9 protein-coding genes are annotated in these 10,968 nt (G+C 69.2%); 5 read left to right on the top strand and 4 right to left on the bottom strand.

Translation table 11 applies throughout. From position 1 onward, the window contains the following. A partial coding sequence (locus tag Q4I23_RS25345) for a glycine radical domain-containing protein (RefSeq protein ID WP_498528048.1) occupies positions 1-411 on the top strand: 411 nt, incomplete at its 5' end. A 147-nt stretch (positions 412-558) separates the two neighbouring features. Here the strand turns inward: Q4I23_RS25345 and Q4I23_RS25340 are convergent. After that, positions 559-1,995 carry a sigma-54 interaction domain-containing protein gene (locus Q4I23_RS25340; protein ID WP_454016909.1) on the bottom strand — a complete coding sequence of 479 codons (1,437 nt, stop codon included), beginning with the start codon at positions 1,993-1,995 and terminating at the stop codon, positions 559-561. 203 nt (positions 1,996-2,198) lie between these two features. On the opposite strand from Q4I23_RS25340, the gene Q4I23_RS25335 reads away from it, so the two are divergent. The 4 genes from Q4I23_RS25335 (at position 2,199) to Q4I23_RS25320 (ending at position 5,179) form a co-directional block, all read left to right on the top strand. Beyond that, complete coding sequence (locus Q4I23_RS25335; protein ID WP_454016908.1) at positions 2,199-2,774, top strand: sigma-70 family RNA polymerase sigma factor; 576 nt, start codon at positions 2,199-2,201, stop codon at positions 2,772-2,774. Next, on the top strand, positions 2,771-3,424 hold the full coding sequence (locus Q4I23_RS25330) for a ChrR family anti-sigma-E factor (protein WP_149168052.1): 654 nt from the start codon (positions 2,771-2,773) through the stop codon (positions 3,422-3,424). The genes Q4I23_RS25335 and Q4I23_RS25330 overlap by 4 nt, the downstream gene beginning before the upstream one ends. 68 nt (positions 3,425-3,492) lie before the next feature. Beyond that, entirely contained in the window at positions 3,493-4,692 is a 1,200-nt protein-coding gene (locus Q4I23_RS25325; RefSeq protein ID WP_498528047.1) for a DNA polymerase IV, read from the top strand. Positions 4,693-4,786: 94 nt separating this feature from the next. Continuing rightward, positions 4,787-5,179, top strand: coding sequence for a DUF4280 domain-containing protein (locus Q4I23_RS25320; RefSeq protein WP_014198555.1), 393 nt, complete (start codon positions 4,787-4,789; stop codon positions 5,177-5,179). 168 nt (positions 5,180-5,347) lie between these two features. Here the strand turns inward: Q4I23_RS25320 and Q4I23_RS25315 are convergent, their stop codons facing one another. From Q4I23_RS25315 to tssH, 3 genes are read right to left on the bottom strand one after another with little or no spacing between them, the layout of a single operon-like run. Further along, positions 5,348-6,037, bottom strand: coding sequence for a toxin-antitoxin system YwqK family antitoxin (locus tag Q4I23_RS25315; protein ID WP_498528046.1), 690 nt, complete (start codon positions 6,035-6,037; stop codon positions 5,348-5,350). Position 6,038: 1 nt separating this feature from the next. Then, the gene (locus tag Q4I23_RS25310) at positions 6,039-8,114 is read right to left on the bottom strand and encodes a type VI secretion system Vgr family protein (RefSeq protein WP_498528045.1); all 2,076 of its coding nucleotides are present in this window, start codon (positions 8,112-8,114) and stop codon (positions 6,039-6,041) included. 16 nt (positions 8,115-8,130) lie between these two features. Continuing rightward, positions 8,131-10,746 carry a type VI secretion system ATPase TssH gene (tssH, locus tag Q4I23_RS25305; protein WP_498528044.1) on the bottom strand — a complete coding sequence of 872 codons (2,616 nt, stop codon included), beginning with the start codon at positions 10,744-10,746 and terminating at the stop codon, positions 8,131-8,133. Between the last annotated feature and the right edge of the window lie 222 nt (positions 10,747-10,968).

Genomic DNA, 10,968 nt, shown 5'->3' with positions numbered 1-10,968 from the left:
ACGCCGGACGGGCGCAAGGCCGGCCAGCCCTTCGCGCCGGGGGCCAACCCGATGCACGGGCGCGACCGCAAGGGGGCCATCGCCTCGATGGCGTCGGTGGCCAAGCTGCCCTACGCCCACGCCCAGGACGGCATCAGCTACACCTTCACCATCGTGCCCGGCGCGCTGGGGCCGACCGAGGGTGAGCGGGTGGACAATCTGGTGGGCATGCTGGACGGCTATTTCGGCCAGGGCGGCCACCACATCAACGTGAACGTCTTCGACCGCGAGACGCTGCTGCACGCCATGGACCATCCGGAGCTGTACCCGCAGCTGACCATCCGGGTGTCCGGTTACGCGGTGAACTTCATCAAGCTGACCCGCGAGCAGCAGATGGACGTCATCAGCCGCACCTTCCACGGCGCGCATTGAGTGCCTGAAAGTCCCCTCTCCCCTCCGGGGAGAGGGTTAGGGTGAAGGGGCGCCCGAAGGGCGGAAACGCAGCCTCGTTGCAGTGCGTTTCCGGCCTTGCGGCTGCCCCTCATCCCATACCCTTCTCCCCTGAGGGGAGAAGGGCTTCTACACCGTCCCCTGTGTGTCCTCCTTGATCCCCAGCGCCTGCATCCGCTCGTAGAGCGAGGCGCGCGAAATCCCCAGAAGCTTGGCGGCCTTCGCCTTCACCCCGCCGGTGCGCGACAGGGCGCCGACGATGGCCGCACGCTCCGTGTCCTTCAGCACGTCGCTCAGGGGACGGTCGCCACCCTCCGCCAGCCGCTCGCCCGAACCGGCGGGACCCGCCGCGCGCGGCAGGGCGCCGCGGATGTGCTCGGCGGTCAGGACCGCGTCGTCGGTCATGGCCGACACCCGTTCCAGCACGTTGCGCAACTCCCGCACATTGCCCGGCCAGTCGTAATCCTCCAGCACGGCGATCGCCCCGGCGGTCAGCTCCCGCGACGGGGCGGCGGTCGTGAAGGCCAGCTCGTCGAGGATGCGGTCGGCGATGCTGCCGATGTCCTCCGTCCGGTCGCGCAACGGCGGCAGGGTGATCGGAACCACGTTCAAACGGTAATAGAGATCGGCGCGGAACTGTCGCTCGCGGACCAGGGCGTCGAGGTCGCGGCTGGTCGCCGCGATGACGCGCAGATCGACGCGCACCACCTTGTTCGATCCAACCGCCTCGAACTCCCGCTCCTGCAGCACACGCAGCAGCTTGGCCTGGAGCGGCAGCGGCATGTCGCCGATCTCGTCGAGGAACAGGGTGCCGCCGTCGGCGAGCTGGAACTTGCCCTCGCGCATCTTGCGGTCGGCGCCGGTGTAGGCGCCGGGGGCGACGCCGAACAGCTCCGATTCCAGAAGGTTCTCCGGGATCGCTGCGACGTTCACCCCGACGAAAGGTGCGTTGGCGCGCGGGCTGGCGGCGTGGATGCCGTGGGCCAGCAGCTCCTTGCCGGTGCCGGTCTCGCCCAGCAGCAGGACGGTGCTGTCGAGCTGCGCGGCGCGGCGGGCCAAGCGCTTCACCTCGCGCATGGAATCGCTGTTGCCGATCATCTGCGACAGGGAATATTTCGCGCGCCGCTCCTGCGCCAGTTCCTGCCGGGCGCGGGTCAGCTCCTCCTGGAGCTTCTGGTACTTCGACATCAGCGGGCGCAGCCGGTCGGCCCGGTCGAACAGCGCGAAGCCGATGGCGCCGATCAGCGTCCCGTCCTCGTCGCGCAGCGGCAGGCGGGTGACCACGATGGTCCGCTCCTTGATGTCCATCAGGTCGAGCAGCATGGTCTGCCCGCTCTCCACCACATGGCGCATCTGGCTGTTGGGAATGACATCCTCCACCGGGCGGCCCAGCGCGTCCTCGGGGTTGCCGGAATAGCCCAGCAACTCCAGATAACGGTCGCCGATCCAGGCGATCCGCGCGTCCCGGTCGACGACGATCAGCCCGACGCAGGCGTCCGCCAGATGCTGGAACAGCGACTCCACGGCCCTGGCCCGCAGATGTTCGAAGTTCGGTTCGAGGCTCATGCCTTCTTCCTTCTTGATGAGGGGCTTGGTGGAGGGCGTCGCGGACCTAGCATCAAGTGGGGGCACCATACCAGGGAATCCAGTTGGGGGATGCCCCGCCCCTACGCACGACGCTGATCCTATGCCGAATTACGCCGTGTGCCGCGACACACGCTGTTGTATGGTGCGGCAAGACCGAGACCGACCGAAGACTTGTCCCTGGCATGCTGCCGAAGGCCGATTCGAACGACCCGACCATGCCGGACCACGAGCAATTGCTGCTTGCCGTCGCGCGCAACCGCGATTCCACCGCCTTCCGCGCGCTGTTCGACCATTTCGCGCCGCGCATCAAAGCCTACATGCGCCGGCTGGGCGCCGACAGCAGTGCTGCTGAGGAGCTGGTCCAGGACGTCATGATGGCGGTGTGGCTGCGGGCGGACCGCTTCGACCCGGCGCTGGCCAGCGCCTCCACCTGGATCTACACCATCGCTCGCAACCGCCGGATCGACCGCGTCCGGCAAGAGCGGCGGCCCGAGCTTCAGCCCGACGACCTGATGCAGGACGGGGGGGAGGAGCCCACGCCCGACCACCAGTTCGAAGCGGCCGAGACGGCCTTCCGTCTGCGCGCGGTGATCGGCAACCTGCCGCCGGAGCAGGCCGACGTGCTGCGGCTCGCCTATTACGAGGACAAGGTTCATGCGGAAATCTCCGCCGAACGCGGCATCCCGCTGGGAACCGTGAAGACCCGCTTGCGGCTGGCCCTCGTTCGCCTGCGCCGGGCTTTCGGGGAGGGGGCGTGACCGTGCCGGCCCATCATCCCGCCCCCGAACGGCTTCTCGACTACGCCGCTGGCAGCCTGCGCGAGGTGCAGTCGCTGCTGGTCGCCGCGCATCTCGCCTATTGCCCCGACTGCCGCGCGCAGGTCGCGGAGCTGGAAGCCTGCGGCGGCGTCCTGCTGGCGGATCTGCCGCCGGAGCCGGTGTCCGATTCGCTGTTCGGCACCCTGATGACCCGGCTCGACGCGACGGCCGCCGCGCCGGCGCCCGTTCCCACGCCGGCCGGAAAGAGCCTGTTTCCCGGCCCGCTGCGCCGCGCCATCGGGGCGGAGCCGGAGGCGCTGGAATGGGTGCGCATCGTTCCGGGCGTCCATCTGTCGGCCTGGGGCGTCAGCGCCGGAACCGCCTCGGCCTGCCTGCTGCGCATGGCGCCGGGGTCTCGGGTGCCGGCCCACCGCCACACCGACAGCGAGATGCTGCTGGTGATGAAGGGCGGCTTCTCCGACGAGTTCGGGGCCTATCGGGTCGGCGACGTGGCGTCCTACGACACCGGCACGCCGCACCACGCCGTGGCCGACGCGGACGGGGAATGCCTGTGCCTGCTGGTGCAGGACCAGCCTTTGGTCTTCACCGGCCCGCTCGGCTGGCTGCTCAACCGGGGCTTCCGCTTCTGAGCGGAAAACTGGAACGGGACGGGAACATTCCTTTCCCGCCGCGGGCGCGCTGCTGCTAGACTGCGGCCATGGCTGTGTTCGACGATTGCAAGGTCCTGTGCCGTGACTGCGCGGCGGCCCTCCGCGGGAGCGAGCCGCGCTGCCCGAAATGCGGCGGCCGGCGGCTGGTCCGGCATGAGGAGCTGCACGGCCTCGCCATCGGCCACATCGACTGCGATGCCTTCTACGCCACGGTGGAGAAGCGTGACCGGCCCGAGCTGGTCAGCCGCCCGCTGATCATCGGCGGCGACCGGCGCGGGGTGGTGGCCGCCTGCTGCTACATCGCGCGGATGGCCGGGGTGCGCTCGGCTATGCCGATGTGGCAGGCGCTGGAGGCCTGCCCGGACGCCGTGGTGCTGCGGCCCGACATGGCGAAGTACAAGGCGTTGGGCCGGCTGGCTCGGGAGCTGATGCACGCCTTCACCCCGCTGGTGGAGCCGCTGTCCATCGACGAGGCCTTCCTCGACCTGTCCGGCGTGGCGGAGCGGCTGAGCATCAGCCCGGCCCAGGCGCTGGTGGAGCTGGTCCGCCGGTTCGAGAGCCAGTTGGGAATCACCGCCTCGGTCGGGCTCAGCTACAACAAGCTGTTCGCCAAGATCGCCTCCGACCTTGAAAAGCCGCGGGGCTTCTCGGTGATCGGGCGGGGGCAGGCACTCGACTTTTTGGCGCCCAAGCCGGTGTCGATCCTGTGGGGCGTCGGGCCGGTGCTCCAGCGCAAGCTGCAGTCGGACGGCATCCGCACGGTCGGCGACCTGCGCGGCTGGTCGGAGATCGATCTGGTGCGCCGCCACGGCAAGATGGGCCGCCTGCTGCACCGCTTCGCCCGCGGCCAGGACGACCGGAGGGTGGAACCGGAATCGCCGAGCAAGAGCATTTCCGCCGAGACGACCTTCGACTGGGAGACCGCCGACAAGGCGGCACTGAAGGACGCGCTGCTGCCGCTGGCCGAGACGGTGGCGCGCCGCCTGTCCGCCGCGGGCTTGCGGGGGCGTAGCGTGGTGCTGAAGATGAAGACCGCCGATTTCCAGACGATCTCCCGCTCCCGCCGCGTCGATCCGCCCGCGCGGTCGGCGGGGCTGATCTGGCAGACCGGCTGCGAGATGCTGGATGCCGAGCCGGACGGGCGGTCGATCCGCCTGATCGGCGTCGGCTGCACCGACCTGCTCGACCCGGAGACCGAGGCGGAGCCGGGCCTGTTCGACGGCTTCGGCCCGTTTCCGCCGGGTTGAAGCGAATTCGGACCAATCCGGTCCAGGGACCGCTTGCCGCGGGACGGCGGAGGCGCCCACTCTTCGCCTGGACGTTTCGGTATGGAGAGACGGGATGAGTCAGGCGGTGTGCGCGGGAGCCATGATGACCTGCAGCTTCGGGGCGGCGCCGTCCGCCCTGGTGGTGCTGCCGCTGAACCGGACGATGGCCGGCGGTCCGCCGATGGCGAACATCATGGACAACAAGCCGATTATGAACATTCCGCCCTTCGGCGTGTGCACCAGCCCGGCCAACCCGGTGGTCGCCTCGATGATTCCGGTGCCGCCGCCGGGTGTGATCAAGCCGCAGCCCTGCGTTCCCTGCACCGTCGCCCCCTGGGTGCCCGGCGCGCCCACGGTGATGGTCGGCAACATGCCGGCCCTGACCTCCACCAGCAAGCTGATGTGCAATTGGGGAGGGGTGATCCAGATCGTGGTGCCGGGGCAGTTCACGGTTCAGACGCCGTGATCGACTCTTATTTGTGGCGGTTTAGCCCTCTCCCCTCTGGGGAGAGGGTGGCCCGAAGGGCCGGTGAGGGGGATGTGCGAGGCGGGACGTTCGGCAAAAGCGCAACCCCCTCACCCTAACCCTCTCCCCAGAGGGGAGAGGGGTTTATGGCTGCCGGCCCAAGCCCTGTCACCCCGCCGGAGGCTGCAACACGGCGATCTCCTTGCCGTCCTCCGAATAGGTCCGCAGCGGTTCGATCAGCAGACCGCGGCGGTAGACGCCGTGCTGCATCAGCGCGCCGGAGGGGAAGAAGCGGCGCAGCACCCCGTCCTGGAGCCCGTCCAGGAAGGCCGCGCGCTCGCTCACCGTGCCGTCGTCGTAATAGCCTAGGACCGGGCCGTGCAGGCGGTCGTTGGCGTAGCTCTCCCGCCGCATCGGTCGGCCCTGCGGGCTGTGGAACAATGCCTCGCCCTCGCGCTTGCCGTCGCAATACTGGAAGACGGCGGCCACCGTGCCGCTCTCGTGGAAGAAGACCGACGGGCCATTGAGGAGCCCGTCGCGGTAGGTCATGCGGCAGGTCGGGCGGGCGTTGGCGTAGAAGGTGGTCTGGCCATGCTGCACGCCGTCCGCATACTCGGCGACCTGGACGAGGGCGCCGCCGGGGGCGTAGTTTCGCACCTCCCCATGCAGATTGCTGGCGCGCAGCCGGGCGCGCAGGATCGGGTGCCCGTCCCCGCCGTAGGCGGTGTACAGGCCATAAAACCGCTCGTCGCGCATCTCGCCGCTGCGCACGATGCGACCCAGCTCGTCGCGCTCCTCGACGGGTTGGGGATCGGACGCGGCGGGGGCGGCCATGTCGTCGGCGGTCTCGGCGGCCATCTCAGTTCACCTTCACCAGGGTGCCCTTGACGGTCATGATGGCGCCGGCGCTGACCTCGCCCATGGTCTGAGCCTTCAGTGTGGCGGACAGACCCTCGGCGGTCAGGCCGAGGCCGGCCTTCAGGTTCATCGCCATGCTGGCCTTGACGTCCATGCCCATGCCGGACTTGATCTCCATCGCCATGCCGGACTTCGCGTTGAAGGCGCCGCCGGCGTCGAGCTTCATGCCTGTGCCGGACTTGACGGCGACCTCGCCCGACGTGGCGGTCACCTTCACCGACTTGCCCTTGATGACCACGTCGCCGGTCACGTCGATGGTCAGGTTGCCCTTGATGGTCAGGGTGTAGTCGCCGTCGGCCTTGTGGATGAAGTCCGCCTTGTTCGTGTGGGTCTCGTTCCCCTTCACCGTCACGGCGCGCGTGCCCTTCGCGACCTCGTGCGTCTCGTTGCCGTCCGACACGGTGATGCTGTGATCGTTCTTCACGGTCAGCTTGCGGTCGTGCTGGATGTCGATGGTGCTGTCGTTCTCGACCGTCTCCACCTCGTCGTGTTTGATGAGGCGGGTCACGTCGTTCAACACCTCGACGTTCATGTCCTTCTGGGCGTGAACGAAAATCTCCTCGGCATCGGCCTTGTCCTCGAAGCGGATCTCGTTGAACTTGCCGGTGCCATTCTTCGAGGTCTGGGTCTTGATGGTGCTCTTGGTCGAATCGTCGGGCAGCGTGTAGGGCACGGTCTGCTCGGCGTTGTAGACCGAGCCGGTGACCAGCGGGCGGTCGGGATCGCCGTCGAGGAAGGTCACCACCACCTCCTGCCCGACGCGGGGAAAGAACATGATGCCGTAGTTCTTGCCAGCCCAGTTCTGCGCGACGCGGACCCAGCAGGAGCTTTTCTCGTCTTTCTTGCCCAGCCGGTCCCAGTGGAATTGCACCTTGATGCGGCCGTACTTGTCGAGCCAGATCTCCTCCCCGCTCTTGCCGACGACGATGGCGGTCTGGGTGGAGTGGATGCGCGGCTTCACCGCCGTGTCGAGCGGGCGGAAGGGCAGGTCCGGCGGGAAGGCGGTGAAATGGGCGTTGAAATGGCCGCTCGCCCCGTCGATGCGCACGGAATACAGGACATACTCGGCGTTCAGGTCGCTCTTGCTGTGGCCGGACACGGTGATGCGCGTCCCGGCCTCCAGCGACCGGCATTCGCCGCTGCCACGCACCCGGCGGCCGGGGAAGGCCAGGGCCTGCTGGCGCAGCTTGGCCATCGCCTCGCCATCCGACGAGGTGGTGTGGCGGCCCATGTAGTCGCTGACCGTGCCGAAGCCCGACGCGCCTTCGGCTGTCGCGTAGAGGTCGGTCGAGGGCGTCTCGAAATGGTAGCCATCAATGCCGTAGCTCTTGGTCGTCACCCGCCGCTCGACGCTGAGCCCGTTCAGCACATGGTCCTCGTCGTCGTGCCCTTCGGTGGCGCGGTATTCGAAGGCGTCGAGCAGCGGGCTCTTGGCGAAGGCGTTGGCCCCGTCGCCCAGCACCAGCGTGTGCTTCCCGTCCTCATGCGCGAAGTAATAGAAGATGCCTTCCTCTTCGAGCAGACGGGCGACGAAGTTGTAGTCGGTCTCGCGGTACTGGACGCAATATTCGCGCTTGGCGTAGGTGCCGGTCAGTGATTTCTTGAGGTCGGTGTAGCCGGCGCCCTTGCAGACCTCCTCGACAATTTCCGGGACCGTCTTCTCCTGGAAGATGCGGCAGTCGCCGGAATGGGTCAGCATCCACAGCCAGGGGTGAAGCTCCGCCTCGTAATGGGCGACCTGGCCGCGGTCGTCGACGTGGGTCAGCTCGATCCGGCCGACGATGGCGTTGATGTAGCGCACCGTCTCCTGGTCGCCGAGCGTGATGGCGACGGTCACTGCCTTGCCGACGACGCGGTCGAAGGCGATGTCCTCGTCCGACGAGATCATGGTGATGCGGTAGGTGAACAGCGACGACAGCCGCTCCTCCCCCACGATGGTGCGCAGCGCCAGCGCGTCCGCCCCCAGCGGGGTGGTGATGGACAGATACTGGCCGTCCTGGGAAAAGCGCTTTGCCATCCTCGCCGCTCCCCGGTCAGGCCGCCGTGCCGTCCACGCTGACGGTGAAGCGCCCGTCCGCGCCATGGTCCACGGTGATGCGGCCCACCGGCTGGCCGGCGGCGACGCGGTCGAGGATGCGGATCGCCACCTCCGGCACCACGAACTCCGACAGCAACGTGTCGATCATGCGCGCCCCGGCGTCGGAGTTCAGCGCCCGCAGAACCAGCGCCTCCACCGCCGCGTCGGTGACGGCCAGCTCGGCGCCGCGGTTGCCGGCGGTGCGGCGCTGCAGCTTGTCCAGCTTCATCGTCACGATGCGGCGGATCTGCGCCTCGCTCAGCGGGTAGTAGGGCACGATGGACAGGCGGCCCAGGAAGGCCGGGCGGAAGCGGCGGCGCAACACGTCGGAAATGGCGGCCAGCCCCTCCTCCCGCGCCTCGCCGATGCGCCCGGCGTCGAGCGCCTCGCGGCCGAGCGCGAACAGCTCGGTGTCGCCCAGGTTGCTGGTCAGCAGGATCAGCGTGTTGCGGAAGTCCACCTCCACGCCCTCGCCGTCCTCCAGCACGCCCTTGTCGAAGACCTGATAGAACATGTCCAGCACGTCGGGGTGGGCCTTCTCCACCTCGTCCATCAGCACCACGGCGTGGGGGCGGCGGCGCACCGCCTCGGTCAGCACGCCGCCGCTGCCATAACCGACATAGCCGGGAGGGGCGCCGCGCAGGGTCGCCACGGCGTGGGCCTCCTGATACTCCGACATGTTGATGGTGATCAGGCTGTCCTCGCCGCCGTTCAGCAGTTCGGCCAGCGCCAGGGCGGTTTCGGTCTTGCCGACGCCGCTCGGGCCGCTCAGCAGGAAGACGCCGATGGGGCGCTGCGGCTCGCCCAGACCGGCGCGGTAGCCGCGCACGGCCCGCGCGATGGCCTGGAGCGCCTGCGGCTGGCCGACGACGCGGGCGGCCATGCGGTCCTCCAGCGTGGCGACCACCTCCAGGTCGTCCTTGGACATCGAGCCGACCGGAATGCCGGTCCAGTTCGACACCACGGCGGCGACCACCGCGCCATCCACCCGGTGCGGGACGAGGGGGCTGTCTCCCTGCACGGCCTTCAGCTTCTCCGTCGCGGCGGCGGCCTCCACGGCGTGGCCGGCCTTCAGGGCGGCCTCCACCGCATCGACCAAGTCGCGTTCGCGCGTCCAGCGCTCGTCCAGCGCGGCCTTCTCCAGGGCGAGGGTGCCGCGGCGTTGCGAAATCTGCGACAGGCGGGCGTGGTGGGCGGTACCGGGTTCGGCCTCCAGCCGCTCCGCCTCGCGGGCCAGGATGGCGTCCTCGCGCTCCATCGCCTCAATGGCCTCGGGCTTGGAGCTGCGGGCGATGGCGACGCGGGCGCAGGCGGTGTCGAGCACGCTGATCGCCTTGTCGGGCAACTGGCGGGCGGGGATGTAGCGGGCGGACAGGGCGACCGCGGCGGCGATGCCGTCGTCGAGCACGCTGACCCCGTGATGCTCCTCGAAGCGGCGGACGAGGCCGCGCAGCATGGCCGCCGCCGCCGTCTCGTCCGGCTCCGGCACCGAGACGGGCTGGAAGCGGCGGGCCAGCGCCGGGTCCTTCTCGAAATACTTCTTGTACTCGGCCCAGGTGGTGGCGGCGATGGTGCGGAATTCGCCGCGCGCCAGGGCGGGCTTCAGCAGGTTGGCGGCGTCGCCCTGGCCGGCGGCCCCGCCGGCGCCGATCAGCGCGTGCGCCTCGTCGATGAAGACGACCATCGGCACGGGGGAGGCCGAGACCTCCTTGATGATCGACTTCAATCGGTTCTCGAACTCGCCCTTCACCCCGGCCCCGGCCTGGAGCAGCCCGAGGTCGAGCGTGCGGATGACCATGCCGCGCAGCGGCGGCGGCACGTCGCCCTCGGCGATGCGCAGGGCCAGCCCCTCGACGATGGCGGTCTTGCCGACGCCGGGGTCGCCGACCAGGATCGGGTTGTTCTGGCGGCGGCGCATCATGACGTCGATGACCTGCCGGATCTCGCGGTCGCGCCCGATCACCGGGTCGATCTTCCCGGCCTTGGCCTGGGCGGTCAGGTCCTGGCTGTACTGGTCGAGCATGGCCCGCCCGTCCGAGGCGGCGGAGACCGGAGCGGCGGCGGGAGAGGATTCGGGTGCCGCGGTGGACGGTCCGCCCGCCTTCAGGGCGCGGACCAGCTCCGGCAGGTCCGACGCGGTGCGCTCGCGCGGCAGGGCGAGCAGCGAGGGGGCGGACTCCGTGATCACCGCCCGCACGGAATCGCAGGCGACCGCGGCCCAGAGGATGGCCGGGAGAAGGATCTGCGGGCTGTCCAGATGGGTGACGGAGATCAGCAGCGCCGTCTCCAGCATCTCCGGCACGCGGGGGGAGAAGGCCGGGGTGCGGCTGTTGCCGCGGCGGATGCGGTCCAGCGCCGCTTCCAGTTCCGTTTCCAGCCGGCCCGCCTCGACGCCGTAATGACGCAGGATGCCGGCGACGGTGGCGTCCTTCAGCCGCAGCAGGGCCAGCAGCACATGCTCCGCCTCGACGTCGTAGTGGGTCTGCGAGACGCACAGCGCGGCGGAGCGTTCGAGAACCTTGCGCCCGTCGCGGTCGAGCTTTCCGATGAGGGACTTGATGTCGGCGGTCACGGGACGGCTCCCTGGGATGACGTTGCGGGCGGGGCGGGGTCAGGTGCTTTCGAAGTCCCCTCTCCCCTCTGGGGAGAGGGTTAGGGTGAGGGGGGGTGCGCGTGGCGGTACGTCCGGCACAAGCGCAACCCCCTCACCGGCCCTCCGGGCCACCCTCTCCCCAGGGGGGAGAGGGTTATAGCTGTCTCTTATACACATCTGACGCTGCCGACGATTATACGC

The organism is Azospirillum sp. UFLA03-27, assembly GCF_059803775.1.
This window is presented reverse-complemented; position numbering and strand designations above follow the sequence as displayed.